This is a genomic window from Corallococcus sp. CA047B, assembly GCF_003612065.1.
In the GTDB taxonomy this organism is placed as follows: Bacteria; Myxococcota; Myxococcia; order Myxococcales; family Myxococcaceae; genus Corallococcus; species Corallococcus praedator.
The window spans coordinates 1-25920 of the sequence record NZ_RAWD01000118.1; the positions used below are offsets into that span (position 1 = coordinate 1).

The 25920-nt window shown below is 70.8% G+C and carries 21 protein-coding genes; 8 read left to right on the top strand and 13 right to left on the bottom strand.

Annotated elements, in window-relative coordinates; genetic code table 11:
* Together D7X74_RS19405 and D7X74_RS19410 are read left to right on the top strand one after the other, a co-directional pair.
* Window positions 1-144, top strand: a 144-nt coding sequence (locus D7X74_RS19405; protein WP_120534464.1) for a DUF3253 domain-containing protein, incomplete at its 5' end; no start/stop codon positions are given.
* 252 nt (window positions 145-396) lie between these two features.
* On the top strand, window positions 397-1659 hold the full coding sequence (locus D7X74_RS19410; RefSeq protein WP_120534465.1) for a trans-acting enoyl reductase family protein: 1263 nt from the start codon (window positions 397-399) through the stop codon (window positions 1657-1659).
* 34 nt (window positions 1660-1693) lie between these two features.
* Here the strand turns inward: D7X74_RS19410 and D7X74_RS19415 are convergent, their stop codons facing one another.
* Complete coding sequence (locus D7X74_RS19415; RefSeq protein ID WP_120534466.1) at window positions 1694-2890, bottom strand: bifunctional methionine sulfoxide reductase B/A protein; 1197 nt, start codon at window positions 2888-2890, stop codon at window positions 1694-1696.
* 234 nt (window positions 2891-3124) lie between these two features.
* Here D7X74_RS19415 and D7X74_RS19420 point away from each other — a divergent pair, with 234 nt between their 5' ends.
* A complete protein-coding gene (locus tag D7X74_RS19420) occupies window positions 3125-3421 on the top strand; it encodes a hypothetical protein (RefSeq protein ID WP_120534467.1) in 297 nt (98 codons plus the stop codon).
* 21 nt (window positions 3422-3442) lie between these two features.
* Here D7X74_RS19420 and D7X74_RS19425 read toward each other — a convergent pair whose 3' ends face one another.
* Both D7X74_RS19425 and D7X74_RS19430 read right to left on the bottom strand, forming a co-directional pair.
* A complete protein-coding gene (locus tag D7X74_RS19425) occupies window positions 3443-3910 on the bottom strand; it encodes a 2OG-Fe(II) oxygenase (RefSeq protein WP_233602171.1) in 468 nt (155 codons plus the stop codon).
* 91 nt (window positions 3911-4001) lie between these two features.
* Window positions 4002-5300 (bottom strand): VCBS repeat-containing protein, encoded by a 1299-nt coding sequence (locus D7X74_RS19430; RefSeq protein ID WP_158622255.1) that lies wholly within the window; start codon window positions 5298-5300, stop codon window positions 4002-4004.
* 190 nt (window positions 5301-5490) lie between these two features.
* On the opposite strand from D7X74_RS19430, the gene D7X74_RS19435 reads away from it, so the two are divergent.
* Window positions 5491-6345 carry a class I SAM-dependent methyltransferase gene (locus tag D7X74_RS19435; protein ID WP_120534469.1) on the top strand — a complete coding sequence of 285 codons (855 nt, stop codon included), beginning with the start codon at window positions 5491-5493 and terminating at the stop codon, window positions 6343-6345.
* Here D7X74_RS19435 and D7X74_RS19440 read toward each other — a convergent pair.
* The 7 genes from D7X74_RS19440 to D7X74_RS19470 form a co-directional block, all read right to left on the bottom strand.
* Window positions 6331-9735 (bottom strand): hypothetical protein, encoded by a 3405-nt coding sequence (locus D7X74_RS19440; RefSeq protein ID WP_147446621.1) that lies wholly within the window; start codon window positions 9733-9735, stop codon window positions 6331-6333. The two genes, D7X74_RS19435 and D7X74_RS19440, sit on opposite strands and share 15 nt — an antisense overlap.
* 167 nt (window positions 9736-9902) lie before the next feature.
* Window positions 9903-11447: a hypothetical protein gene (locus D7X74_RS19445; RefSeq protein ID WP_120534471.1), complete on the bottom strand. Its 1545-nt coding sequence runs from the start codon at window positions 11445-11447 to the stop codon at window positions 9903-9905.
* A gap of 12 nt (window positions 11448-11459) precedes the next feature.
* Window positions 11460-12119 carry a hypothetical protein gene (locus tag D7X74_RS19450; RefSeq protein WP_233595493.1) on the bottom strand — a complete coding sequence of 220 codons (660 nt, stop codon included), beginning with the start codon at window positions 12117-12119 and terminating at the stop codon, window positions 11460-11462.
* Window positions 12109-13536, bottom strand: coding sequence for a hypothetical protein (locus tag D7X74_RS19455; RefSeq protein ID WP_233602172.1), 1428 nt, complete (start codon window positions 13534-13536; stop codon window positions 12109-12111). The genes D7X74_RS19450 and D7X74_RS19455 overlap by 11 nt, the downstream gene beginning before the upstream one ends.
* Before the next feature lie 101 nt (window positions 13537-13637).
* Window positions 13638-14498: a family 16 glycosylhydrolase gene (locus D7X74_RS19460; protein ID WP_120534472.1), complete on the bottom strand. Its 861-nt coding sequence runs from the start codon at window positions 14496-14498 to the stop codon at window positions 13638-13640.
* An 81-nt stretch (window positions 14499-14579) separates the two neighbouring features.
* Window positions 14580-15326 carry a Type 1 glutamine amidotransferase-like domain-containing protein gene (locus tag D7X74_RS19465; protein WP_158622256.1) on the bottom strand — a complete coding sequence of 249 codons (747 nt, stop codon included), beginning with the start codon at window positions 15324-15326 and terminating at the stop codon, window positions 14580-14582.
* A gap of 79 nt (window positions 15327-15405) precedes the next feature.
* On the bottom strand, window positions 15406-16731 hold the full coding sequence (locus tag D7X74_RS19470; RefSeq protein WP_199741854.1) for a family 16 glycosylhydrolase: 1326 nt from the start codon (window positions 16729-16731) through the stop codon (window positions 15406-15408).
* Window positions 16732-16912: 181 nt separating this feature from the next.
* On the opposite strand from D7X74_RS19470, the gene D7X74_RS19475 reads away from it, so the two are divergent.
* The 3 genes from D7X74_RS19475 to D7X74_RS19485 are packed head-to-tail and all read left to right on the top strand — an operon-like array spanning window position 16913 to window position 20502.
* Window positions 16913-17104, top strand: a complete 192-nt coding sequence (locus D7X74_RS19475; RefSeq protein ID WP_120534474.1) for a 2-hydroxymuconate tautomerase family protein — start codon at window positions 16913-16915, stop codon at window positions 17102-17104.
* Window positions 17104-17859 (top strand): alpha/beta hydrolase, encoded by a 756-nt coding sequence (locus D7X74_RS19480; RefSeq protein WP_120534475.1) that lies wholly within the window; start codon window positions 17104-17106, stop codon window positions 17857-17859. The genes D7X74_RS19475 and D7X74_RS19480 overlap by 1 nt, the downstream gene beginning before the upstream one ends.
* Window positions 17860-17913: 54 nt before the next feature.
* On the top strand, window positions 17914-20502 hold the full coding sequence (locus D7X74_RS19485) for a LamG domain-containing protein (RefSeq protein WP_120534476.1): 2589 nt from the start codon (window positions 17914-17916) through the stop codon (window positions 20500-20502).
* A gap of 163 nt (window positions 20503-20665) precedes the next feature.
* On the opposite strand, the gene D7X74_RS19490 is transcribed toward D7X74_RS19485, so the two are convergent.
* The 3 genes from D7X74_RS19490 to D7X74_RS19505 all read right to left on the bottom strand — a co-directional run bounded on the left by D7X74_RS19490 (window position 20666) and on the right by D7X74_RS19505 (window position 25012).
* Window positions 20666-21898, bottom strand: coding sequence for a GntR family transcriptional regulator (locus tag D7X74_RS19490; protein WP_370450776.1), 1233 nt, complete (start codon window positions 21896-21898; stop codon window positions 20666-20668).
* Window positions 21899-22487: 589 nt separating this feature from the next.
* Entirely contained in the window at window positions 22488-23453 is a 966-nt protein-coding gene (locus D7X74_RS19500; protein ID WP_147446622.1) for an alpha/beta hydrolase, read from the bottom strand.
* A gap of 50 nt (window positions 23454-23503) precedes the next feature.
* A complete protein-coding gene (locus D7X74_RS19505) occupies window positions 23504-25012 on the bottom strand; it encodes an HD domain-containing phosphohydrolase (protein ID WP_158622257.1) in 1509 nt (502 codons plus the stop codon).
* Window positions 25013-25283: 271 nt separating this feature from the next.
* On the opposite strand from D7X74_RS19505, the gene D7X74_RS19510 reads away from it, so the two are divergent.
* Window positions 25284-25920, top strand: a 637-nt coding sequence (locus D7X74_RS19510) for a hypothetical protein (RefSeq protein ID WP_199741855.1), incomplete at its 3' end; no start/stop codon positions are given.

Consider the following 25920-nt stretch of genomic DNA (forward strand, 5'->3'; position numbering starts at 1 on the left):
GGGGAATGGCGCTCCCGGATGGAGCCCGTGCGCGAGGCGGCCCGCAGGCTCGTCGCGCGTGGGGTGCTGGACATCGTCCAGGGCGGGCGGGTGGTGGACGCGTCCACCGCGCGCGGTCCCATCCGTCTGCGATTGCGCTCGTGACGCCGGGCGGCGCGGGTGTGGTGTGACGTACAGGTGGATTCCCTGCCCACGCAATCCCGCTTGCGCTCACATGGAGGGTCCGACTACGCGATGGGCCCCCGGCCCCGCCGGAGCAGGTCCAGGGTGGGGACCTCTTCAACGACACGTACACCTTGTCGCCGCGGATGCGGCGGTCACAACTTCGTACCCGCGTCGTGAGGACGTGGCCGGGACGTCCACCCGGGGCATCCGCTGCCGGTACCTGGAGACTTCATGGCCCGCGAGAAGAAGACCGAGTTCGACATCGTCCTGTGGGGTGCCACGGGGTTCACCGGCCGGCTGGTGGCGGAATACCTGGCCCAGTCCCGGGACGCGCAGGGCGCGAAGTGGGCGCTCGCCGGACGGGACGCGGGCCGCCTGGAGCAGGTCCGCGCGGAGCTGGTCCGGCTGAATCCCGCGTGCGCGGCGCTGCCGGTCGTCATCGCGGACGCGAAGGACGCCGCCTCCCTGGATGCGATGGTGGCGCGCACGCGCGTCGTCATCTCCACGGTGGGGCCCTACAACCGCTACGGCAGCGAGCTGGTGGCCGCGTGCGCCCGCGCGGGCACGGACTACTGCGACCTGACCGGTGAAGTGCACTGGATGCGCAAGATGATCGACGCGCACGACACGCAGGCGCGGGAGAGCGGGGCGCGCATCGTCCACACGTGCGGCTTCGACTCCATCCCCTCCGACCTGGGCGTCCTCATGGTCCAGGACTACATGCGCGAGCGGCACGGCGGCCACTGCGACCAGGTGCGCTACCACCTGACGCGCATGCGCGGCGGCTTCAGCGGCGGCACCGTCGCCAGCATGATGGACACGTTCGACGCGGTGAAGGCGGAGCCGGCGCTGCGCCGCGTGCTGACGAGCGCCCACGCGTTGGACCCCGAGCCCGGCCGTGGCACGAAGGAGGAGCGCGACCAGATGACCGTGCGCAAGAGCCCGGAGACCGGCGGGTGGACGGCGCCGTTCGTGATGGCCTCCGTCAACACGCGCGTCGTGCGGCGCTCCAACGCGCTCCTGGGCTTCCCGTGGGGCCGCGACTTCTTCTACGCGGAGGTCACCGACTTCGGTCCCGGCGCCAAGGGGCTCGCGCTGGCGGCGTCCACCACCGCGGGGCTGGGAGCCTTCATGGCTGCCTCGAGCGTGGACGCGGTGCGCGGCCTGCTGGAGAAGCACGTGCTGCCCGCGCCCGGGCAGGGGCCGTCCGCGAAGATTCGCGAGAGCGGCCGCTTCGAGGTGCGGATGCTGGGCGAGGGCCTCTCACCCAAGAGCGGCCAGCGGGTGAAGGTGGAGGGCAAGGTGGCGGCGAAGGGAGACCCGGGCTACGCGGCGACGTCGCGCATGCTCGCGGAGTCCGCGCTGTGCCTTGCCTTCGACACCCTTCCCAAACGGGGCGGCGTCCTCACGCCCGCGTCCGCCATGGGTATGGTGCTGGTGGAGCGCCTGCGCAAGGCGGGGATGACCTTCGAGGTCCACGACCGCGCCCCATGATGCTTGCTGCGCACGGGCCCCTGCCGGGTGCGCATCAGTCGCGCAGGTAGTGGCAGGTGTAGCCGCCCGGATTCTTCACCAGGTAGTCCTGGTGGTAGCCCTCGGCGGGGGTCCACTCGCCCGCGGGGGCGATCTGCGTGACGACGGGACGGGGCCACTTGCCCGACGCGTTGACGCGGGCCTTCACCGCCTCCGCCGTCTTCTTCTGCGCGTCCGACAGGTAGAAGAGGGCGGAGCGGTACTGCGTGCCCACGTCGTTGCCCTGGCGGTTGAGCGTCGTCGGGTCGTGCATGCGGAAGAACCACTTCTCCAGCAGCCCCTCGTACGTCAGCAGCTTCGGATTGAAGACGACGCGCACCGCCTCCGCGTGTCCCGTCGTCCCCAGGTGCACGTCCTCGTACGTGGGGCGGTCGGACGTCTTCGCGCCGCCCGTGTAGCCGACCTCCGTTTCGATGACTCCGGGGATCTTCCGCAGGATGTCCTCCATGCCCCAGAAGCATCCGCCCGCCAGGTATGCCGTCTCCGTGGTGGCCTCCGTCGGGGCCTTCGCCGCCGCCAGCACCACCGCGCCCGCGGCGGGGGCCACCGCGCCCTGAGGCTCGTTGGACGTCTTGCGACCGAAGGCCGGCAGCCATGTCCCGTAACCCTTCGCGGCCAGCTCGTTCACGGGGATGAAGCGCAGCGACGCGGAGTTGATGCAGTAGCGCAGGCCGGTAGGCTCCGGCCCGTCCTCGAAGACGTGGCCCAGGTGGGAGTCACCGTCCTTGGAGCGCACCTCCACGCGCACCATGCCCAGGCTGCTGTCGCGCTTCTCCACCACGTGCTCCTTCGCCAGCGGGCGGGTGAAGCTGGGCCAGCCGGTGCCGGACTCGAACTTGTCGCGCGAGGAGAAGAGGGGCTCGCCGCTGACCACGTCCACGTAGAGCCCTTCCTCGTGGTGGTTCCAGTAGGCGTTGCGGAAGGGCGGCTCGGTGCCCTCCTTCTGGGTCACCTGATAGACGGTCGGCGACAGGGTGCGCCGCAACTCCTCGTCGGACGGCTTCGTGTACTTGCGTCCGTCCTTCACCTGCGCGGCTTCGACGGAAGGGGCGGTGGGGCCGGATGCGGCGCCACGCGCCTCGGTGCACGCGCTCAACGCCGCGAGCAGGACCAGCGCCACGGGCCACAGCCTGCGCGCCACCGTCCTTGGCGCGCGGCGGGCGAGGGGGGAGACGGTTGGGGCGGACGACATGGACGCGGGCCTCCGGACGCGCCCGGGGTGGGCGCTCCTCCCTGGTACGCGGGACCCCCGGGGGCGGTTTCAGCGATTGTTGAATCCTGGGGCCACAGGTGGGCGAACGGGCCGTCCCGCGCCCTTCCGGAGGCCCGGGCAGTGGCCGGGAAGGCGGGCCAGCGCTACGTTTGTCCCGCGACGGGAGGCATGCCGATGGGCCAGGGACGGGGACCGCGAGGTCCAATCGGACGGGTGACGGGCATCTCGCGGGCCGAGGGCGCCAGCGTCGTCCTCCGCATCCGGGCCCTCCAGCGGGTGGAGAGCACCGCGGCCATCTCCTCCAGCACCACCCCCCGGCGCTCGTTCGCGGAGGTGATGGAGCGCCATGCGCAGGGGCTGTCCTGGTCGGAGCCCCTGCCGCTGCCCCAGGTGCCCCGGGCCCTTCCGCCTCCCGCGCGTGGCTACGAGGACGCGGAGTTGATGCGCGAGGAGCCGGCGCCCGACACCTTCGTCGGCCTGATGTGGTCGAAGTTGAAGCGCTCCCGGTAGGAGGCACCGGGGCGGCTTCCGTCACGCGCCCCTGCGCCGGTACATGAGGTCGGTGCGGAGCGCGTACTTGCGGCCCTCTGTCACTTCCGCGCCTTCGTGAAGCAGGTGGTGGTTGAAGAGCAGGGCGGTGCCCCGGCTGGGCGTCACGGAGTGGCCGAGCGAGAAGAAGTTCGTCGCGCCGCCATGCATGCCTTCATTCAGGTAGACCATGAAGGTGAGCAGGCTCCGCTCGTCGCGGTGGCGCACGAAGGCGCCGTCGTGGTGCGGCGCGAAGTACTGGCCCACGTCGTAGCGATAGCAGCGCAGCCGCTCGTTCGTCCCGCACGCCTCCCATTCGCGCTCCAGCCGGAGCGGCACGTGGGGCGCGATGCGTTCAAACAGCGTCGTCGCCAGCGCGGCGTCGTCGAACATCGCCCGGGTGTTGTTGCGGATGTCGGGGCGCATCACGAAGCCCGCGGACGTGGTGATGGGCGCCGCCGTCGGCCCCACGCCCTCGATGCGCTCAATCAGCGCGAGGCACTCCTCATCGCTGAGCAGGTGCTCGACGGTGAGGAGGAGCGGGTTGGTCGCGCCGAGCGCCTCATCGGGGTTCGGAAGGATGTTCAGCAGGGGGACCTCCGAATGCTTCGGGCAGCGGTTCGCTTTCGCGGCCCATGATGCCTGAATCGGCGGTCCCCGTGCCCTGAGGTCCTGCTTGAGGTGCGGCCCGGGCTTGGGGCCCGGTGAGGTCCACCGCCACGTTCGGGGTGGGAGCACTCAGCAGCGCGGAGACGTCACGGCCCCGCGCGTTCGGGGTCACGAGGTCCGGCTTCGCGTCGTGGTTGATGCGGCCCGCCGCGACCGCGTAGGGCCCGTCTCCCGTGGCGAAGCGGGTGGCCGCGCCGAAGGTACCGTCGCCCCGGCCGGACAGGACGGACACGGTGTCCTCGAAGAAGTTCGCGGTGGCGAGGTCCAGGGCACCGTCGCCGTCGAAGTCCCCGGTCGCCAGGGCGTACGGCCCGCCCTCCACCGGGAAGTCCGAGCGGGGCTGGAACGCACCGGTGCCCGTGCCGCGCAGGAGGGACACGCTCCGGTCCAGGAAGTTCGCGGTGATGAGGTCCAGGGCCCCGTCGCCGTCCACGTCCCCCACCGCGACCGAATAGGGCGAGTTGCCCGTGCGGTAGTCCACGCGAGACGCGAACGTCCCGTCCCCGTGGCCGAGCAGCACCGACACCGTGTCCACGAAGTTGGCGGTGACGAGGTCCACCTTCCCATCGTGATTGAAGTCGCCCACCGCCACCCCGAAGGGCCCCGTGCCGGTGGGGGCCTCCTTCCGGGGCGCGAACGTCCCATCGCCGTGGCTCAGCAGCACCGACACGGAGTCGGTGAGCCCGTTGGACGTCACCACGTCCAGCAGGCCATCGCCGTTGAAGTCGCCCACGCCGACCGACGAAGGCTCCCGGCCCACCGCGAGGTCCGTCCGGGCCAGGAACGTTCCATCACCCCGGCCGAGCAGCACCGACACCGTGCCGACGAAGTTGCTGGTGACCGCGTCCAGGCGGCCATCCCCGTTGAAGTCCCCCAACGCGACGGCGGTGGGCATGAGGCCGGTGGCCGAGTCCACCGGCGCCGCGAACGTCCCATCCCCCAGGCCCCGCAGCAGCGACACATTGCCCTCGCGGTGGTTGGCCGTGAGGACGTCCAGGCGGCCATCCGCGTCGAAGTCGCCCAGCGCCAGCGCGCGCGGTCCCGTCCCCGTGGGGGACGCCAGCGGCGGGTCGAGCATCGGTCGGAGCGCGGGGGCGGTGTCCGGCACCGCGCGCGTCAGCCCCATGCCCACCAGGAGCCCCGTCACGCCGAACAGCAGCACGCCCGCATGGGCCATCCGGTGGCGTCGCATGTCTTCTTCCCCCTCTGCCTCCTTGAACCAGCAAGGCCGTACGAACAGGGTTTCCGTGACATCCCTGCTCGCGGTCCAAGAGTTAAGGCGCAACACCATGCGGGACCATGCCCCTGGGGGGAGGGGTGGTGCCGTGCGGGTGACAGACGCAGGACGGTTCGCACGCGCGAGGTAGGCTCCACGACCCGCCATGCCCGCATCGTCTGAACCGTCGTCCGCGTCTTCGTCCGGGCCGTCGTCCGAACCCCCCGGGTCGTCTCTCCGCCATGCGCTGGTGGTCACCACGTCGGACCGGGTGGACGGGGTGCTCGCACAGCGTGCGCGTGAGGCGGCGGGGTCGGTGGGGGTGCCCTATGTGGAGCGTCACCACAAGCTGCCCCTGAAGAAGCTGCTCACCGACATGGCGGATGCGCTCGTTGTCTTCGAGTCCACCGCGGTGTCCCTGGTGGACGCGCAGGGGTCGCTTCGCTTCTCCCCGGGGCTCGCGCACCTGCGGGTGAAGCAACTGGATGCGGGCGTGCCGGAGGACATGCTGCTGCGCATCGCGGGGCTGCGCGAAGGCGAGCGCGTGCTGGACTGCACGCTGGGCCTGGGCGCGGATGCGCAGGTGGCGGCGCGGCTGGTGGGGCCTTCGGGGCGCGTCACCGCGCTGGAGAAGAGTCCGGCGCTCTACCTGCTGGTGCACCACGGGCTCGCGGGCCTGCCGCGCCATCCCGCCGCGTGCGCGGTGGACGTGGTGCACGCGGACGCCGCGGAAGCCCTGCGCGCGTTTCCGGACGGCGCGTTCGACGTGGTGCTCTTCGACCCGATGTTCGAGCGCGAGCGCAAGTCCTCGGTCGCGTTCGAGACGCTGCGCCGCCACGCGGACTACTCGCCGCTGACGCGCGCCACGGTGGAGGAGGCCCGGCGCGTGGCGCGCCGGGCGGTGGTGCTCAAGGGGTCGCGCTACTCGCAGGACTTCAAGAAGCTGGGCATCACCCCGGAGCCCGCCCGGCCCAACGCCACGGTGCTGTGGGCGAGGCTGCCGGGTTCAGGGCTTGCGTGAAGGGGGGGTGAGCAGCTCGCGCAGGGCGTCTCCCACGCTGCGTCCTTCGGGGCCCTTGAGGCCCGTGTCGGGCAGCCGGCCCTGGACCGGGAGCATGTCCAGGGGCACCAGCGGGCGCTTGGGGTCGTTCGTCAGCATGAAGTCGCCCCAGTTGACGTCGGTGATCTGGACGCCGTCGCGGCGCAGCGAGTCCTCCAGCTTCTTCAGGGCCTCGGCGTGGCGCTCGGTGATGGGGAAGGGCAGGGGTTTGCCGGCGGCCTGGAGGTCCCGCAGGGCACCCAGGTTCGTTCCCTCCACCTTCTCCATGGCCACGGCCTGTCGCCAGAGCCCCGTCTTCGGATCCATGACGCGGAACTGCCCTTCGTACTTCGGGCCTCCGTAGGACTCCAGCGCTCGCACCGTGCGGTCGACCTCGTAGGAGGCGGGGTCCCGGAACACCAGGTCGACCTGGTTGTCGACCTTGAAGACGAGCGACTTGCCGTCGCGCTCGCCCGTGAAGATGCGCCCGCTGGCGCCGTAGCCATCGGTGATCTCCCGCACTGGACCGGAAGGCGGAAGCTGGGACAGGAAGCTGGCGTCGCGCAGCGCGCTCTTCATGTCCTGCGGCCGCACGGTGCCGTTGACCGTGTTCGCGAGGACCTTGCGCGTGTACTGGACCAGCTCCGGGTTCTTCGAAGTGCCCAGCTCGAAGAGCACGCCCGGAGGATCGCTGGCGAAGGCCTTGTTGAACGCGGACGGGTCCTGCTGGCTCAGCGCCTTCAGGGACCGCGCCATCTCCGGGTCGCCGCCCGCCTTCTCGAAGGTGCCCAGCACCTGCGCCCGCATGGCCTCCGGGGCGAAGTCGTCGTCGACGGCGAACCGGTCGGTGATCTTCTTGTACTCCTCCAACGCCTGCTTCTGGCTCAGCCGCGCGGGCGGCACGGGCTTCGTGGGCGTCTTCACCTCCGGCGTCCGGGGGACCTCCGGCTTCGGGACCTTCCCAGGAGTCGGAGAGGCCTTGGGCGTCGTGGCCGGCTTCGTGTCCTCCAGGCCCCCCAGGATTTTCGTCTCCGCGGCCTTCCGGGCCTGCTTCACCTCCTGCACGCCCTCCTCGTAGACCTCCTTGAGCCGCTTCATCGCCGCCGGGGAGGGCTCCCCTTCGATGAGCTGGCCCGTCTTCAGCTCCTGCATGAACCGCCCGAAGGAGTCCTCGCCCCGCTCCGCCAGTGAGCGAGCCACGCCGGACAGCTCTCCCAGCCGCGCATCCGGCGCGACGCCTTCGCCCACCTGGAGCGGTCCGCCGCGCGTCAGCAGTCCCTTCACCTGCTGTTGCAGGCGCGCCTCGTTCTTCGCCGCGTCCAGCACCTGTGCACGCACCGGCGAGGTCATCCCCGGCACGGCCTTGAGTCGCAGGTCCAGCTTGACCAGGTCCTTGGAGGCGTTGAACTCCCGCACCGCGTCCTTCATCGCGTCGAACACGCGCGCCGCCTTCGCGACGCCTCCCAGGTCCGCCGCCGCGCCCGCCATCGCGAGCACGACCCAGCCGAAGGACGGCTCCTGCGAGGACAGGCCGGTGTTGTTCGCGGCGACGCCGGACTGGTACTCATCCAACGCCTCCTTCGCCTGGTACACGCCCACGCCCGCGGACACCCCCGCCACGACGAGGCCGGGAATGCCGGCGCCACCCGACAACAGTCCCGCGCCCACCAGCACGGTGGCCACCGCCACGTCCTTCAGCACCTGCTCGCCCTGCTTGCCGCGCACGTGGTCGTCGATCATCCGCGCCGGCAGCGAGCCGGGCAGGAGGCCCTGCGCCGAGCGCGACGCCGCGAGCAGGTTGTCCAGCCCGTAGAGGAACTGCGGATCATCGCGCAGCTTCGCGCGCGTCGTCGCGATGTCCTGACGGCGCTGATCCACCTGGGCCTTCAGCATTTGCGCGGTCTCTCCCGGTGACGCCTGGGCCAGCTGCTGCGCGAACTTCTGGTCCCGCGCGAGCAGGGGGTGGCGCTCCGCGAGGTTCTTGAGCAGGCCCTCCGCCTTGAAGACGAGGCTGTTGGCGTCCGCGCGGAGCTTCGCGACGTCGCCCTGGGGACGGGCCACGGACGCGTTGGGCGGACGCTCGATGAGGTCCGCCTTCGCGCGCATCGCCTTCGCCTGCGCGTAGAGTTCCCGGGCCGGTGACAGGGCCTCGTTGAGCGCCGTTGGATCCGCGTAGCGCGACTCCGCCGCGAACAGGTCGTGCGCGTACCGGGTGAGCTGCGCCTCTCCCAGCGCCCGCGCCTCCTGCTCGAAGCCCGCGCGGAAGTCCTTGAGGGACTTCTCGTACGCGGGGATGTCCGCGAACCCGTGCTGGGGCAGCTCCGCCTTGAGCTTGTCCTCCAGGACGGCCGCCTGCGAGCCCGTGACGAACAGTCCTTCGTTGGAGTCGACCAGCGCGCGGTACGCGTTGTAGTCCGAGTACACCTGCGCGGGCGTGGTCAGCCGCGTCTGCAACTGGCGCAGGCTGTCGGCCGCGTCCAGGCGCTCGGTGCGCTCCTGACGGTAGCGGTCCACGGACGCCTCGAAGGCGCCCAGGTCCGTCGTGTTGCCGGTGACCCGGCTCGCGTAGTCCGCCAGCTCCTCGGGCGACAGGGTGGAGAGCTTCGCGGCGACCCGCTTCAGCGTCTCCGGATCCACGGTGCCGGAGGGGATATCCTGGCCCATGAGGAAGTCGCGCACGTGCGGGGGCACGCCCTCCAGGGCCTGGCGCTGCTTCAGCAGGTCCTGGCGCAGCGCTTCCCGGTAGGCCTTCTCCTCCGGCGTGGCGGGCTTGTCGCTGCTCTGCGTCTTCTGCCCGTAGCGGCGATCCACCTCCGCTTCCAGCGAGGCCCGCTCCTCCGGGGGCAACTTCTTCGCGAAGGCGTCGCGTCCGGCCGCCGTCTTCGCGTCCACGGACTTCAGCGTGGTGTCACGGACCTGCACCACGATGAAGCCCTTCTGGACATCCTCCCAGAGCGCCTTGTCCGAGGGCTTCGTGCCGACCCACTCCATCTTCGGCGCGCCAGGGTGCCTCCGCTGGTACTGGGCGTTGATCTCCTCCAGCACCTGGGCCTCGGTCGGGACCTGCCCCTTCATCCTCGTGCGCAGGGCGGTCAGGTCCGCGCGGAAGGGCAGTGAGACGCCTTCGTCCTTGGGCGTCGTGCCCCGCACCGTCTGGGCCGCGGGCGCCATGGCGGCCCTGGGGCCCGGGGTGGCCGGCGTCGTCCCGACCGATGAGGTTGCATTGGTCGTGGATGGCCCCCCCCCCAGCAGGTCCATCCGCCGCGACGAGGCGGGCGCCGACGTGAAGCCGTCGCGGGTGCGTTCCTGGAGCACGCCCGGCGTGGGCACGGTGGGGGACGTCCCCGGAACAGCGGCCGGACGCACCGGCACCGCCTTCGGCTCCCCCGCGGGAACCCTCGTGAAAGAGGCGAACCCTCCGCCTCCCGTAATGCCTTGGACCGCCATGACCAGCCCCCTCGGAGAACGGATGTTCCCGTCCCTTTACGGGGAAGGCTGGCCGGCGGATTGTTTTGCATTTCCCCGCCCGGCCCCTGGCGTCAGGCGCGCTTGAAGGCGCTCGCGTCCGGCAGGCCGCTGCCTCCCAGGTCGGCTCCCATGGCGGTGAGGACGCCGGAGAAGATGTCCGGTTCGTTGGAGGTCATCTTTCCCGGCTGCGCTTGCCCGGTGCGCGCGTCGAAGCCGTAGGTGAGCGTGGTGTTCGGGTCCATGCCGCCCAGGACGGTGTTGCCCTTCACCATGGGGGACAGGAGCAGGAAGCCGTTGTTGAGGTCATGGCCGGAGCCGAACTCGGTGGCGTTGGCGGGGCGCGGGCGGGTGCGGCCGAACTCCGTGGCCACGTAGATCATCGTGCGGTCCCACATGGACTCGCCCGTCGCCGCATCGAACGGCTCCGACTTGAGCAGGCCGATGAGCGAATCCACCGCGCCCAGGATGCGCGCCCACATGAAGGCCTGGCCGCCCCGGTGGTCGTTGTGGCTGATGTCGAACGCGAGCGGCGGGTTGGCGATGCCGTTCTGCCCGCCCACCGCGACGTTGAAGTCGGGCCCCAGCGTCACCGACACGGACACCCGGTACTTGAGCAGGAGGAACGCGAGCGCCGCCTGGCCCTCCACCGGGTCGGTGAAGAACGCGGGGAAGGCCGCGCGCAGCCGCGCCCCGTCCGGCGAGCTGTCCAGCCCGTACTGCGCCAGGGGGATCTGCGGCGGCGCGTTGGGCAGGATGTTCAGCCGGGTGATGAGGTCCATGCCCTCCAGCTTCGGCTGCTGCACGCCGCGCTGTTCGTTCCAGCGCTTCAGCGCCGCGCTGTCCTGGAAGGTGCGGCCGAAGATGGACTTCTCATCCAGGGCGTTGCGCGTGGAGCGCGCCAGCGCGATGACGTCCTTCGACGGGGCGTTGGCGATGCCGCGCGAGCCGTCCAGGCCCAGGGGCCAGAGCGACGGGTTCACCACGGTCTCCCCGAAGCAGGACAGGGGCAGGTCCCCGTCGGTGCCGCGCTCGGAGTAGCCGCCGGTGCCCATGTTGACGTTGGGCAGCGGCATGCTGGCGCCCCACTGGAGCGCGACGGCCTCCTGGAGCGTGCGCCCCCTCCAGGCCGCGTTGCCCGTCAGCGAGCGCTTCTGCGCGATGTTGTGATTCACCGACGTGCCCACGGACGTGGCCACCAGCATGTCGTTCATGTGCTTCTTCACGAACGCCAGCTGGTCGGTGTTGACCGGGATGGGGATGCTGCCCAGGCGGCTGTTGCTGTACTTCACCGCGCGGAAGGGGCTGCCCGCCACGGACTGCACCTGCGCGTCCGGGAAGGTGTTGAGCGCGCCCGCGTTGACGGACTCGGACTGGCGCACGGCGAGGAAGCTGTCGACGATGGACGCGCCTCCCGCCGCCCCGATGACGATGAGGAACTTCGGCTTGCCGTCGAGCGCGTCGCGCTTGCGGCCCAGCTTCTCCAGCGCCTCGGGCGTCTGGAGGGATTCACGGCAGCCGGAGAGGAGGGGGCCCAGGGTGGCGGAGCCCGCCGCGCAGAGCGACAACGCGCGCAGCATCTCCCGACGCGACAGCCGACCGGTGTGTTCGAGGGTCATGGACGGGATTCCTCAGTAGAAGACGGCTTCGGCGGAAGAGAAGACGGCGAGACACGCGGCCTGCATCCAGGCGACGCCCGGGTTGGGCGTGCCGGTGGCCTCCACGTCGCGCGCCAGCTGCACCAGCGTGTCGCGCTCCTCCTGGGTCGGGTCGCGCAGCCACGCCCGGCGCACCAGGGACGACAGGGCCGTGGCGACGGCGGGGCTCGTGGGGTCATTGAGCTTCCCGTTCGTCAGCGCCACGTCCTTGAACACCACCGCGGTGGCCGGCGCGTTGAGGTCCTGGGCGATGCGCGCGTTGCAGGCGGAGAGCACGGTGCGCTCCACGGCGATCGGCGCGGCGGCGCCCGTCACCGGGGCCGTCTCATAGACGCTGTGCGCGTACGGGTCCACGCCGCCCAGGGACACCCCGTGCACGTTCAGGCACGGGTACTGGCCCAGCTCGTTGCACACGGACGCCACGGGCAGCTCCAGCGCGGAGGCCAGGTCGAGCGTCAGGCGCTCGGGGCCCTTGAAGCGCAGGTTGCCCTTCTGGGACCTGGCGACGCCGCCATCGTAGGAGGGCGCCACGCCACCGCCGGCATCCGAAGGGCCCAGGTCGACGGCGATGGGCAGCTTGTCGGAGCAGCCCGTCAGGAGGAGGCAGGTGAGCAGCAGGCGTTCAGGGCGCACCGTAGGCCTCCGTGCGGATCAGGTCGTGCAGCATCTTCTGCACGCGGTAGTCGTGCGTCGTGCGCAGGGCCTTCCACGTGCGGACGAACTCTTCGTTCTCCTCGGGCGTGGGCGCGTGGCCGAGGAGCAGCTTCCAGTAGTCGGTCACGGTGGAGATGGCGAAGGCGTCGCTGTTGCTCGCGATCTGCGCCCACTCCAGGAGGTCGTTGACGGGCTGGCCCAGGATGACGCCCTTCTCCGGCGTCTGCTTCAGGGTCTCCACGTCGTTGGGGAACAGCAGCTCCAGGCGGTTGGGCAGGTAGCGGTTGGACAGCGCGCCGCTGATGCCGTTGTAGTTGCGGTAGGGGTACGACAGCGGGTCGAGCGTCGCGTGGCACGCGGCGCACTGTTCGGCCTTCACGCCCTTGGCGTCGTAGTCGCGGGGCTCATTGGTGACGCTGTGCAGGCCCTCCTGCTTCGCGATGTCCAGGCCCAGGTATGCGCGGTACATCTGCGAGGCGGCGTTGCGAGGCAGCGCGGTGAACATCACGAACGAGGTGAGCGTCCACGCGCTCGTCATGTTGCCGGCGCGGTGCGCGGCGTCCACCGTCTGGGAGGCGAGGGTGTTGACGGACGCGTAGGTGGTGGGGTTCGCGCCCGAGCGCTTCACGAAGTAGCGGGCGGTGAGCACCTCGCGGGCGTCGTGGTCATCCGTCTGGGACCAGGTGAAGAGGGCGTAGTCGTCGTAGTAGTCGGCCAGGGGAATCTGGCCCGCGTCCTCGCCGGACTTGATGGAGCCCACGGGACGGATCTTCGGGTGGGCCACCTTCCAGAGCTGCCCGTGCTTGCCGCGCCAGAAGTCGGACTGGAGGCACCGGTCCAGCTCCTGGTCGATGAAGGCGCGCTTCAGGTCCTCGGTGCCCAGCGCCAGGAACGCCTGGAGCTGCGCATAGGTGGGGGACACGCCGCAGAAGTCGCTCAGCAGCCGGCGGTACACGAAGCGCGTGTCGTACTGGCAGACCTTGAACTGGGGGTTGTCCCCGCCGCCGCAGATGCCGCTGGGCGGGACGCTTCGGGCGTCGCCGGGCAGCGAGCCCTGCTCGATTTCGAATTGGTTCGGGGCCTTGTCGCCGTCGGTGTCCTCGTTGGCGATGGCGCGGAGCGCGGCGGGCAGCGCCTGCGCGAAGTCCGCGTCGGAGAGGGGGCGCGGTCTGCCGGGGAGCAGCCAGGCCTCCAGCGCGGCGCCGTACGCGTTCCGCTGGGGCGGGGCCACGTGGCAGTAGGTGCAGGCGGGCTGGGTGCCCTGGCAGGCGGGCGTGGTGGGGTACTCGGCGCAGAAGAGGCCGGGGCCGCCAGGCTTGGCGCCGGCCGGGGTCGCGAACCCCAGCAGCAACCCGAGCAGCAGCCAGCGGCTCGGGGTTTCAGGAAATGGGGGCACGCGGGCTCCGAAAAACGGGGGCAGGTCCTCTACGGACACTTCAACCCGGGAAATCAGAAACGGTTTCGGAGATTCGTGCGAGTGGGGCGCTGTAGGCCCTCCTACCGCCGCTGGGAGACGCGCACCCAGTCCACTTCCATCGTCTGGGGCGCCTGGCGCAGCAGGTCCGCGGTGGCCTGCGGCACGCCGAAGTAGGGCTCCTTCGCGCCGTTGACGCCGGAGGGATAGCTGCCGCCCACCGCGAAGTTGAGGATGATGAACAGGGGCTTGTCGAATGCCCACGCGCCGTGCTGTTCGACGTCCGCGCGCGTCGTGGTCTTCACCAGCGCCCCGTCGATGTACCAGCGGATGTCCGTGGGCGAGGCGTCGACGCGGTACTCGTGCCATTCGCTCACCGGCGTGCTCGGGTTGAAGCGGCCGTTGATGGGCGTGTCGCCGGAGTAGCCCGGGCCATGCAACGCCACGGACACCCAGTCCCCGAAGCCCACGTTCTCCATGATGTCCAGCTCACCGCACGCCGGCCACCCCGTCTTCGCGATGTCGCTGCCCAGCATCCAGAACGCCGGCCACAGCCCCGGGCCCACCGGCAACTTGATGCGCGCCTCCACGCGGCCGTGGCGGAACTCCCGCTTGCCCGCGCTCTCCACCCGGCCGGAGGTGAACGGATAGCCGTTGTTGGACTGCAGGCGCGCGGTGAGCTTCAGCGTGCCGCCGCCCACCGACACGTTGTCCGGCGACGTCGTGTACTGCTGCTGCTCGTCGTTCACGTGCACGTTGGTGGTGATGATCCAGTTGGAGGCATCCACGGCCGTGCCGTTGAACTCGTCGCCCCATACCCGGACCCAGCCGTCCTTCGTGCGGACCGCTTCCTCGCGCTGGGGCGCGACCGGCGCTCCCGCGCAGGCGGTCAGCCCCGCCACCAGTGCCCATGCTCCCACGGTCGTGCCCGGTCTGATTGCCATGGTTGTTCCTCGAAGGTGTGCCCCGGCAGGGGCGTGAATCCAACCGCGGACCGCGTGAAGCCTCATGGACCTGCTGGGGACCTACTGGAGCGTCTTCCGGTCCACCGGCGCGTCGGGCGCATCCCCCCGGTAGGGCGTGGCGGGAGGCAGCAGCAGCGATTCATGCAGCCGGCCCTCCACGTCCAGCGACACGTCCACCAACGGCTGCCGCACGGGCTCCACGCTGCCGTCCGCGTGCAACAGCACCGCGCCCCCCTGCGGAATGCCAAGCCCCCGCGTGGGCAATCCCGCCTGCCGCACCGCGAGCTTGAGGCCCGGCCAGTCGGCGGGCTCGTGCACGCTGATGAGGTACGGCGCCAGGCCCAACGTGGGGAAGGGTTCGCCCTCCTGGGGCAGGTCGTCGCACCACGCGCCCAGGCCCAGGTGCATGGCGCCCGCGGACACGCCCATCAGCACCGCGCCCGCCTGATGACGCTCGCGCAGGAGCGCGTCCACCCCGTGCGCCTGGAAGGCCTCCCAGCCCACGCGCGGGTCGCCGCCCGCGAGGAGGAGGACGTCGGCACCCTTCAGCCACTCCAGGTCCTCCGGGGAGGGCGCGGCGGGAATGGCCCGGCAGTGCGAGAGGCCGATGCCCTCCATGGCCGCGGTGAAGATTTCGTAGAAGGCCGGCACGTCGCCGTTGGAGGCGCCCAGGTAGGCGGCGCGCACGGGCGGCACGCGCAGGTCCGCGCCGGTGAGCACCCGCACGAAGTCCAGGAAGGGGCGCCCCTCCACACGCCAGAACAACGGAGCGCTGTCGGCCAGGAGGAGCAGGGGCGGGAGCGGCATGCCCCGCAGGATAGGAGCGGTGGGGACGGGGAGCCACTGTGGACTCCCCGTCCTGCTCATGCCCGGCGGGAAGCGGGGACTACCGCCACTGGTAGGCGCGCACCCAGTCGACTTCCATCGTCTGGGGGGCGTTGCGGATGAGGTCCAGGGTGGACTGCGGCACGCCGTAGTAGGGCCACGTGGCGCCGTTGACGCCGAAGGGATAGCCGCCGCCCACCGCGAGGTTGAGGATGATGAACATGGGCTTGTCGTACGCCCATGCGCCGTAGCGCTCGACCTCGCCGCGCAGCGTGGTCTTCACCAGCGCGCCGTCGACGTACCACTTGATGTCCGAGGTGGAGTACTCGGTGCGGTACACGTGCCAGTCGCTCACGGACGAGTTCGTGTAGAAGCGGCCGTTGATGGGCGTGTTGCCGGAGTAGCCCGGGCCGTGCAGCGCGCCGGACACCCAGTCGCCGTAGCCGACGTTCTCCATGATGTCGAGCTCACCGCAGGCCGGCCAACCCACCGTGTTGATGTTGTTGCCCAGGAGCCAGAACGCCGGCCACAGGCCCGGGCCCACCGGCATCTTGATGCGCGCCTCGATGCGGCCGTGGCTGAACTCCTTCTTGCCCGCGCTCTCCAGCCGGCCAGAGGTGAAGGGGTAGCCGTTGTTGGACTGCAGGCGCGCGGTGAGCTTCAGCGTGCCGTTGCTCACCGAGATGTTGTCGGGCGAATTCGTGTACTGCTGCTGCTCGTTGTTCACGTGCACGCCCGTGTTGGGCGCCCAGTGGGCCGTGTTGTAGCTGGTGCCGTCGAACTCATCGCTCCAGACCTGCACCCAGCGGTCCTCGCTGCCGCCGCCCACGATGCCGAAGGAGAACGCCTCCCAGCAGCCCGCCGTCGTGCGGTTGGCGTACAGCGGCGCGGTGCCGCCCTGGTTGGCGTCCGCGGACACGAACAGGTTGTTGCTCTTCGCCCTCAGGGCCACGGTGCCGTCCGGGAAGGGCACCCAGGTGAAGCGCTCCCAGTCCCCCACCGCCGTGCGGAAGCCCGTCACCTGGCCGCCCGCGTTCGGATCCGCCGAAACGTAGAGACCCGTCTCGCTCACGCGCAGCGAGATGAAGTCATTGCCCGCGTCCCCCACGACGAACTGCTCCCAGCCCTGGAAGCTGTCGCGGTTGGCGACCAGCGGCGCGTTGGCGTGGATGTTCCGGTCCGCCGACACGTACTTCTGCGTGGCACAGGCCTTGAGCCAGATGGTCCGGCCCAGCGGCGCCGCGGTGGCCGACTGCTCCTGCGCGACCAGGGCCTCGGGCGTCACCGCGTCGGGCGTTGTAGGGGCCGGGGCTCCGCCACACGCCGTCAGCCCCAGCACCAGTCCCAGCGCCCACAGTCCCTGCGTCCTGCTCGGTCTCGAAGCCAAATCACCCTCGAAGGTTGGCCCGGACCGGGAGGGCGGTCCGGGAATGGTTCAAGCGGACTTGTATGAAAAACGAGTAAAGCGCAAGAGTTTGTTCGATTCCTGGAGGAAGGGGTCGCGGGGACTGTTCAGCGGGCGCGCTTTACAGCACCTTTCGAACGCTTCCTGAGCCAAGAGTCCGGTCATGCCCATCATCGACGTCACCCTCCTCGACGGACGGACACCTGAGCGCAAGGCGGCGCTCATCCGCGAGCTGACCGACGCGGCCGAGCGGGTGCTTGGCGTGCCCCGCGAGAGCATCCGCGTCCTGCTGCGCGAACTGCCGGCGGAGAACTGGGGCGTGGGCGGCGAGCCCAAGGCCACGCCCCGAAGCTGATGCTCCCGCACCTCGTGGTCGCCCTGCTGCTCGCGCTGTTGGGAGCGGGTTGTGGCCGCACCCCTCCTTCCTCCCCGGAGAAGACGCCCATGGCCCCGAAGTCCCCCACGCCCGCGCGCGTGCTCACGCTCCCTCCGTCCTCGGGCCGCGCCGAATACCTGGTGGTGCTGCTGCACGGCGTGGGGGCGAGCGCGGAGTCGTTCCTCCCCATCGCGCGGGCACTGGCCCCCGATGTTCCGCACGCGGAGGTCGTGGTCCTGGACGGCCTGCATCCGTTCGACGGCGCCACCACGGGCCGGCAGTGGTTCAGCCTCCAGGGCATCACCGAGCAGAGCCGTCCCGCGCGCGTGCGGCAGGCGGGCGCGGAGGTGTCCGCGTGGATCGACGGCGCCCTCGCGGAGCGGGACCTGGGCCCGGAGCGGCTGGTCGTGGTCGGCTTCTCGCAAGGTGCCATCCTGGCCCAGTGGCTGGCGCTCCACCGTCAGCCGCCGCCCATGGCGGTCGTGTCCCTGTCCGGACGGCTCGCCGAGGACGCCCCCGCTGTCGCGGACATGACCTCCGTCCCCGTGCTGCTCGTGCACGGCGCGCGCGATGCCGTCATGCCCGCCCGGCTCTCCGACGAGGCGGCGCGGGGGCTCGAAGCGCGCGGCGCCCGCGTCCGGCTGCGCGTGCTGCCCACGCTCGCGCATGGCGTCGACGGCGAAGTGCTGGAGGAGACCCGCTGGTTCCTGCGCGACGTCCTTCCCCACCCCTGACGGAGGGCCGGGTGGGGTTGGGTAGGCGAGGGAGGTTTGATTATCCTCCTTTCCATGCAAAACAAACTTACCTGGAGCCTGGGGGCGTTGCTCGGCGCGGCGCTCGCGGTGGTGCCCTCGGGGGTGTTCGCGGAGGGGCGCCCGTCGTTGGTGAACACGCGCATCCGGACGCCGTTCGGCTCGAACGGACATTCCTCGACGGTGGATGGGCGCGTCTTCATCGGGAACGTCCGTGAGGACGCGGCGACGATGACGACCACATGGCGCGCCCGGGTGTTCCGCCCGGAGGCGGTGACGTACGACGCGTCGGGCCTGCCGTCGTTCTCGGCGGCCTTCTCCACGGGCAGGACGGTGGACGTGCACGACGGGGAGAACGCGCTGGCGTTCTGCTTCACGAATCCGGCGCAGCCGTACACGCTCTCGGGCGGCGTCGCGGTGTATCAGCCGTTCCTCTTCGATTCGCAGATGTACAACGGTGACAACATCTTCCGCCGCCGTCCGGTGGACGTGCGGGTGTCCCAGCCGTTCACGACGCAGGCGGAGATCTCATCCTTCACCACGGGGGCGCTGGAAAAGCTCACCACCGTCACCGGCGCGGACATCCGGGGCATCGAACCGACGATGACGTCCGACGGTCGGCTGCTCATCTACCAGGGCGGGCCCGCGAACAACGGCAACATCGACCACATGATGTACGCGTACAACGCGACGCCGTGCGCGAGGACGGGTTGGAGCACCCCGCGTCCGCTGTCGATGATGTTCAACGACCCGAACGCGGGCGTGAAGCGCTACCCGCTCGCGTGGAAGCGCCTGAAGGCGGCCACGGGCGAGGACTTCGGTGACACGACGTCCGGGGCGCTCGTCCGGGGCGCGTACGCCTGGGTGGACCACGAGGGACGCAACCTCGTCTACATCGCCGTCACGTACACCGACGGCGCGCGGCGTGAGGCGGTCAGCCTGGTGGGCGCGGACACCAACTGGACCGCGTACCACATCGACGGGGCCATCAACACGGACCGCATGGACCTGGCGCACCTCTTCTATTCCGGACCGATGTGGAACTTCGAGCAGGAGCGCCTGCCGTCGCGCAACTTCCCCCCGGGCCAGAGCAACGAAGCGCACTACCTGCCGGTGACGAAGACGCACGACGTGCTGGCGCTCTTCGGCAGCAACACGGGCGACTACAACGAGGTGGAACTGGGCGAGCTGGTGGATCCATTCCACCTGCTCTTCCTGCCGATGAACGAGCTGGTCACCCGCGCGGGTGCGTACGACCTGGCGCGCACGCCGGACCTGTCCGGCCACTTCTATACGGGCACCATGGTGGGCGGCGCGTCCATCTCCCCGGGCAACGCGGTGACGCGCTCGGCGCCCACGGATTCGCTGTGGCAGCCGCACGGCAAGGGCAAGGCGCTGATGGTGCCCGGCGGCAGCGCGCTCGCGGTGAACCTGACGGACGCCTCCGGCACGGTGCCGGGCGTGGGCGCGTCCGTGAGGGGCCTGTCGGTGGAGTTCGCGGTGCGGCCGGACGCGGACATCCAGACGGGTTGCACCACCGGCAACCCGTACCGCTACCTGATGCAGAAGTCCGGGGGGCTGGACATCATCTATGAGGCCGGCAACCAGGTGAACTTCTCCCTGGTCGTCAATGGGACGCGGGTGCGGCTGGGCTTCAGTCCCGCCCTGCCCGTGGGGCAGTGGAGCCATCTGGCGTACACCTGGGACGGCGTCACTGGCGTCTTCAACGAGTACCTCAACGGCGTGCCCACGAACCGCACGCTGCCCGTCGCGCCGGGAACGGCCCGGTTGGGCACGGGGACGCTCTACATCGGCGCGGGTGCGAACCTGGACGCGCAGCGCTGCCCGGTGAATGGCGAGGGTTCGTTCCGGGGTGCCATCGACGAGGTGCGCATCTTCACGCACGCGCGCTCAAACCGGAGCATCTGCATGACGGCGCATGGCGCGAACTGCCGCGAGGAGGCCATCCAGCACACGCCTTCGGCGGGCCAGTTCGCGATGAGTGCGCAGGCACCGGCCTGCACCAGCGTGGCGGCGCTGAACACGCAGGCGTGTGCGTCCGCGATGCACCGGGGCTGCGCGCAGCGGGGCGCGGGGGATGCGATGGCGAGCACCTCCAACACCTGGGACACCATCCTGCAGTTGGTCAGCAACCGTCCGCCCATCTCGCTCGCCGGCGTGCCAGTGGCGTCCACGGCCACGGACCTGACGGTGGCGTGCGCGCCCATCCAGCACCAGAGCGTGGCGGTCACGTTCGAGGAGCTGGCGCGCATCCACTCCGGCTGCACGGATGAGCGGGTGGTGACGGGCACGCACTGCACTGCCGCGGCGCACCGCTTCTGCAACAGCCAGGGGTGGACCACGGGGCAGGTGTTCGAGGTGACGTCTCGGCCGTGGGTGGGCTGCTTCAACTCCGGGCTCCAGACGGACGTGGAGAAGTCCGTGCTGGGGCCGGTGTCCAACCTGGGTGACTACACGGTGCCGGGCTCGCGCCTGGAGGTGAGCCAGTGGTGCCGCGCTCAGGGCTACGGGGCGGGCGTCGTGCAGGAGCTTCCCAGCGCCACGAAGGCCCACGTGCACTGCTTCCAGCCGGCGGTGACGGCCACCTGGAAGTACGCGCCGTGAGAAGTCGAGCACCGCTGAAGGAGGAGGTCGCTTCAGCGGTGCTCAGCAGGTGCCGAGCGGCCCGCTCCGAAAGGGTGGGGGCCCGACTTGTGTCCAAGCAGGTCGCCAGAAGGTCGTTGACGCATCCGGTGTGGAAACCCGGCTCGAGTGGCTGCATCCGAGGTCAATCAACGCAGGCGTGCCTCCTCAGGAGAAGAGGGGCCTGAGCCGCATGGACGCGAGCAGTGGCGAAGAACCGTGACCGCTCAGGCCTGGGGCGCAGGTCCTGGACGCTCCAGAAGCGCGCAGCCCGCCGGCCTCGGCGGTGGGGGCACTTGCTCTGGGCGTCGTGAAGTGGTCGGCCCACCCTTGAGCACCGCCCCTCAGGTGGGTACGCGAAAGCCGGTGGGGGGAGGCTCGGGCTGGAAGCCCTCCCCTCCGCGGACGAAGCGTCCCAACCTGTCCGACAGTCGGACAGGTTTCCCGAGGCGGAGCCTGGCTCGTCCCCTCCGGCGTTCTTCTCGCCAGGTTCGCCGGGGTTGAAACCAGGTGCGGCTGGAGCCCGGAACGCCTCGCGGTCTGGCTCCACGGGAAGGGCCTGCGTATATGGGCGAGGTACCCCTCCGAGCGCCATGGTGTCCTCGGCGGCTGGCGCGAGGCGGCCAGGGCCACGCGCTTCTTCTCGGGGGCGGGCCTCCCGTGGCTCGTCTTGGAGGGCGGGCGCGAATTGCCCCAACACCTGCTCATCACACGCCTTCAGCAGCGCCGGCAGCGTGTGTTGGAGCGCCCGCGTGTCACGCTCTCGCAGGGCCCCCATCGCGCAGCAGGCCCACTGGCGCAGCGACTCGCCGCCCATGAGGAGCAGCAGCCGGGCCGCGCTGCCCCGCAGGGCTCGCCGAAGCGATTGGATGAGGAGCAGGTGCCCGGGACGGGCCGCCGCTCGGGCCGCCAGCCGCAGCAAGTCGAATTCCAACTGCGCGCAGCGTGCGCCTGATTCCCAGCGCGCCGCGTCCCAGAGTTTGAAGCACGCGTCCGCCAGCAGCCCCAGGTCCGCCGCGGAAGCCCTCGCGCAGCAGTCGGCCAGCAGTTCCACCAACACCTGCCGCTTGAGGCAGAAGAAGCCCTCCAGCAGCCACCGGCCCTCCGCGGAGCGCTCGTCATGCAGCGCCAGGCCCAGGTTCTCCAGCGTCAGCGACGCGTCCAGCGCCACCGCGCGCGCCTTGCGCCCGGGGTGCTGCATCACCAGGCCCCGCGCCGCCAACCGCCGCAGCGCCTCGCGCACGGTGCCCCGGCTCACCCCGTAATGGCACGCCAGCTTCTGCTCCGAGCCAAGCTGGCCACTTCCCGGAAGCCGCCCCAGCACCAGCTCGCGCTCGAGCTGCTCCTCCACCTGCGCAACGAGTCCCACCCGCTCCATCCCCATCACCCTCCTCGCCAAAGCCTCTGCCATCCAAGCAGAGGCGTCTGACATGGACTCGAGAGCCCACCGCCCTCGTCGCCTTGGCGGTCCGGCGCGGCCCCGGCTGCAGTTGGCGCAAACTTGTCTGACAGTCGGACAGGTTCGGCGTGAAGTGGCCCCGGCGGACGCCGCTGCCCATGGACCCGCCCTGGCGTCCGCTTCAGCACGACGTCGCGGTCCACGGCTGCGCTCCACGAGGCGCGCGTCCTTGCGGAGAACCCCGGGTCGCGGGAAGGGGGAACGAATCTCTGGAGACCTGCTTGGCGTCCGGCCTGGCCCGCGCGCAGGGCGATGGCGCTCGCGCGTACCGAGTCCACCAGTTCGACGTTGGTGAGCGCCTTGCCAGCGATGCCCTCGCCGCCGTCGACGGCTTCGTGGAAGAGAACCCAGGCCCGTTCGCGCTGGCCCGGCTCGTTCGCGAGCTCCGCGACGATGTCCGTGAGGCTCGCGGCGATGCCCGCGCGCTGCTCCTGGGTCCGCGATGCCCTGGTGGCCTTCGTCGGGCCCTGATCCGCAGGGGGAGTCGGCCTCTCGACGGCTCCCATCGTCAGGGGGCGGCGGTTGCGGCGGCGTTTGGCGGGACGTGGTCGTCCACCCAGCCCACGATGTCTCCGACGACCTTCGCCGCGTCGGGCTCGTGCGCGAGGTCATGGCGCTGACCCTCGTAGATGATGAGGCGCTTGTCAGTGCTCGTGGCCTGCGCCACCAGGGCGCGGCTGCCATCGATGGCGGTGATGACATCCTCGCCGCCATGCACCACCAGCAGCGGGAGCTTCAGGTCCTGGAACTTCCCATCCAGCGCTTCGATGCCGGCGATGAGCGCCTTGGCGGAGCGCGCGGGCAGCTTCTCGTGGGTGATGAGCGGATCGGCGAGGAATTGCTCCTTCTCCAGGCCGTCGTGCAGGAACATCTGACTGTCCAGGTCCTGCGCGGGCAGCCCGGGGAGGATGGTGCCGAAGATCTTCGCCAGGCGCGTGTCGAAGCCAGACACCCCCGGCGGCAGCACGATGCCCGCGCCGCTCAGGATGAGCCCGGACACGTCGGAGGCGTGCTGGAGCACGTAGTGCGTGGCGATGAGCCCGCCCATGCTGTGGCCGAAGACCATCACCGGCACGCCCGGGTGGCGTGCGCGGGCGTCCTGGACGACGCCGTCCACGTCATCCACGAGCTGCTGCATCGACTCCAGGCGCTGGCGGTCACCGCCGGAATGGCCGTGGCCCCGGTGGTCCTGCGCGACGACGGCGAAGCCCTGGGCCTGAAGCGCTTCCGCGAGCCGGCCATAGCGGTCGGAGTAGTCCCGCAGGCCGTGGATGAGGACCACCACGCCGCGCACGGGCGGCTGGGGAGGCTCCCAGCGGACGCTGCTCAGGCACATGCCGTCGGAGGCGGTCCGTTCGAAGCCTGGGGACGCGGAGGGCCGGGTCCGGCACGCGGTGGCGGTGGCGCAGCCCTGCAACAGGACGAGCGCGGCCAGGGTGGTGAAGAAGGGGACGACGGGGAAGGGCTTGTTCATGGGCCCAATGCACCACGAGGTGCCCAGGCCCACATCGGCCAGATGGCGGATCACACGATGCCCGCGCGCGCGGCCACCAGGGAGGCGCCCGCGCGGGTGCTCACGCCCAGCTTTTCGTAGATGTGGATGGTGTGGTGCTGCACCGTGCGGTCCGACACCCCGAGCTTCCCGGCGATCTCCTTGTTCGTCGCTCCGCCCGCCAGCAGGCGCAGCACGTCCACCTCACGGGGCGTCAGCGCGGAGGTGGGGCCGGCGGCGAGGGCGCGCCGGACATCCTTCGTCCCGGTCACCACCGCGACGCAGTCCGCATCCAGCCGGCCTGTCTTCACCTCGGCCTCCAGGACCTGCTTCGCCAGGGCCACGGCCCGCGCGGGACGGTGGGGCCGCTCCTCCTGGAGCGCGACCCAGACGTCGGCCACCGCGAGCAGTCGCGCGGAGCGGGACAGGCCCGCGGGCGCGAGGCCCCGGGGATAGCCTCCGCCATCCAGTCGCTCGTGATGCGCGCCCGCGAGCCGCGCAGCGTCCCGCAGCATGGGCGTGGCGGTGAGCAACTGCTCGGTGGCGTGGGCATGGGCCCGGGACGTCTCCCGGTCCGAGCGGGACCAGTCGGGTTGCAGCCACAGGCCGGTGGGCAGGGTCACGTGTCCCAGGTCATGCAGGGATGCCGCGAGCTGGAGCGTGGCCTGCGCCGCCGCGTCCAGGCCCAGGCGGGGCGCGGCGGATGCGCATGCTTCCGCCACGCGCCGTGAATGCCCGCGGGTGAAGGGGCTCTGCAGGTCCGCGAAGTCCCCGAAGGTCATCGCCAGCGCGGTGGCGTCAAGGGTGGGCGGCGCTTCGAGCAGGCACGCTTCCGCCGCCTCGATGCGTGCATCCGACAAGGTCTGGAGCGAGGCGGTCGCGGCCAGGGCCCGCTTTGCCCACGCCGGGTCCAGCGTCGTCCCGGATTGCAGCGCGAGGGCTTCCTGCGCCACGGCCGTGCCCGAGCCGACGAAGAAGACGACGGCCACATGGGCCGCCTGCGCGACGCGCCCGACTTCGTGCAGGTCCGTGCCGCCCAGCAATCGCGGGCCGCCCGCGCCATCCCAGCGCTCGTACGCCTCATCGAGCCCCTGGAGCACCCGCGCGTCCAGGCCCAGTCCGGAGGCGAGCAGTCGCGCCGCGCCACACGCCTCCGCGAACCATTCCGAGCGCAGTCGCCGCGAGGACGTCAGCAGGCGCGCCAGTCCGGCGGCGCGGCGGGGCAGGCTGGAGTTGGCGTCCAGGACCGAGCGCACGACATGGTCGGGACGGCCCGCGTCCCCGCGCAGCAGGTTGCGGCGCAGGTGCACGTCGTTGCCCAGCCGCGACTCCTCGGCGGCGTAGGCGGTGCAGCCCAGGTGGCGCAGCAGGCCCACGTAGAAGGCGGCCCGGGCGTCGGCCCGGGACAGGCCGCCGTCCAGCGCCAGCTCCAGCGCGAACAGGCCGGTCAGCAGGCTCTTCTCCCCCTCCAGCCCATTGGCGAGGTCGAGCACGGAGGACAACGCGGAAAGCGAAGCCACCGGATCCTGGCGCAGGTTCATCACGGGAGGAGCTTGGCACGGAGCATGTGCCCGGAGCACAGCGGAGCTGGCCCCGGAGCGCATCGGCCAATTGGCGGAGGCCCGGTGCCGGGTGGGCGCAATCAAGGGAACATGTCTGCTCATTCCTACGTGATTCCTCGCACCTCATACACGGTCAGGTGCACCCCGGGAGGTGGCCCCTGGAGAGGCAGTGCCCGGCGTGCCGTGAAGGCCGTCCCGCGCTATCGTCCCCGTCCGCATGGATTTCGAGGAAGCACTCCAGGAACTGGGCGTGGACGCCGACCCTGGGGGCGACACCGTCCGCCGTGCGTACCTGCGACGGCTCAAGACCCGTAAGCCGGAGACGGACCCCGAGGGCTTCGCCCGCCTGCGACAGGCATACGAAACGGTGCTGGCGGCTCGCGAGGGCCGCGAAGGACCGCGAACCCAGGCGGAACCCCTCGCTCCTCCGCCAGACGCCGCCGCTTCCTTGGAGGCCGCGGGTCCGGTCTCCCTGTCACGTCAGGAGGTATTCGACCGCTTCCGCGCCGAGTTCCGCGCGCTGCCTCCGGACGCACCCCCGGAGGCACCGGTGGAGGTGGCTCGGCGCGCGGTGGAGGCGCTGCCGGACATGGCCGAGGCCCGGCAATGGCTGGTGGAAGCGCTGCTCGCCGCCGACCGGATCCCCGAGACCCTGGTCGCGTACCGCGATGCGTACCGGCAGGGCTTCACCGGCTTCCTCGTGGAACTCGCTCAGCGCTTTCCCCGCGAGTTGGAGGACGCGGAATTCACACTGCTGGCGGAGTCCGGGGCGCCCCAGGGCTTCTTCTGGAGCCTGACGGAGCAACTGCTCCGGCAGCGCGATGGTGCGCGCGCCGCGAAGTGCGCGCTGGTCGCCTTCGGGCGCATGGCCGCCCATCCCCAGGAAC

Coding starts and splice junctions, on each gene's coding strand:
- D7X74_RS19500 (WP_147446622.1), bottom strand. CDS start 23,453: ATGAACAAGCCCTTCCCCGTCGTCCCCTTCTTCACCACCCTGGCCGCG.
- D7X74_RS19485 (WP_120534476.1), top strand. CDS start 17,914: ATGCAAAACAAACTTACCTGGAGCCTGGGGGCGTTGCTCGGCGCGGCG.
- D7X74_RS19505 (WP_158622257.1), bottom strand. CDS start 25,012: ATGAACCTGCGCCAGGATCCGGTGGCTTCGCTTTCCGCGTTGTCCTCC.
- D7X74_RS19490 (WP_370450776.1), bottom strand. CDS start 21,898: ATGGAGCGGGTGGGACTCGTTGCGCAGGTGGAGGAGCAGCTCGAGCGC.
- D7X74_RS19460 (WP_120534472.1), bottom strand. CDS start 14,498: ATGGCAATCAGACCGGGCACGACCGTGGGAGCATGGGCACTGGTGGCG.
- D7X74_RS19435 (WP_120534469.1), top strand. CDS start 5,491: ATGCCCGCATCGTCTGAACCGTCGTCCGCGTCTTCGTCCGGGCCGTCG.
- D7X74_RS19410 (WP_120534465.1), top strand. CDS start 397: ATGGCCCGCGAGAAGAAGACCGAGTTCGACATCGTCCTGTGGGGTGCC.
- D7X74_RS19415 (WP_120534466.1), bottom strand. CDS start 2,890: ATGTCGTCCGCCCCAACCGTCTCCCCCCTCGCCCGCCGCGCGCCAAGG.
- D7X74_RS19430 (WP_158622255.1), bottom strand. CDS start 5,300: ATGCGACGCCACCGGATGGCCCATGCGGGCGTGCTGCTGTTCGGCGTG.
- D7X74_RS19465 (WP_158622256.1), bottom strand. CDS start 15,326: ATGCCGCTCCCGCCCCTGCTCCTCCTGGCCGACAGCGCTCCGTTGTTC.
- D7X74_RS19445 (WP_120534471.1), bottom strand. CDS start 11,447: ATGACCCTCGAACACACCGGTCGGCTGTCGCGTCGGGAGATGCTGCGC.
- D7X74_RS19480 (WP_120534475.1), top strand. CDS start 17,104: ATGCTCCCGCACCTCGTGGTCGCCCTGCTGCTCGCGCTGTTGGGAGCG.
- D7X74_RS19475 (WP_120534474.1), top strand. CDS start 16,913: ATGCCCATCATCGACGTCACCCTCCTCGACGGACGGACACCTGAGCGC.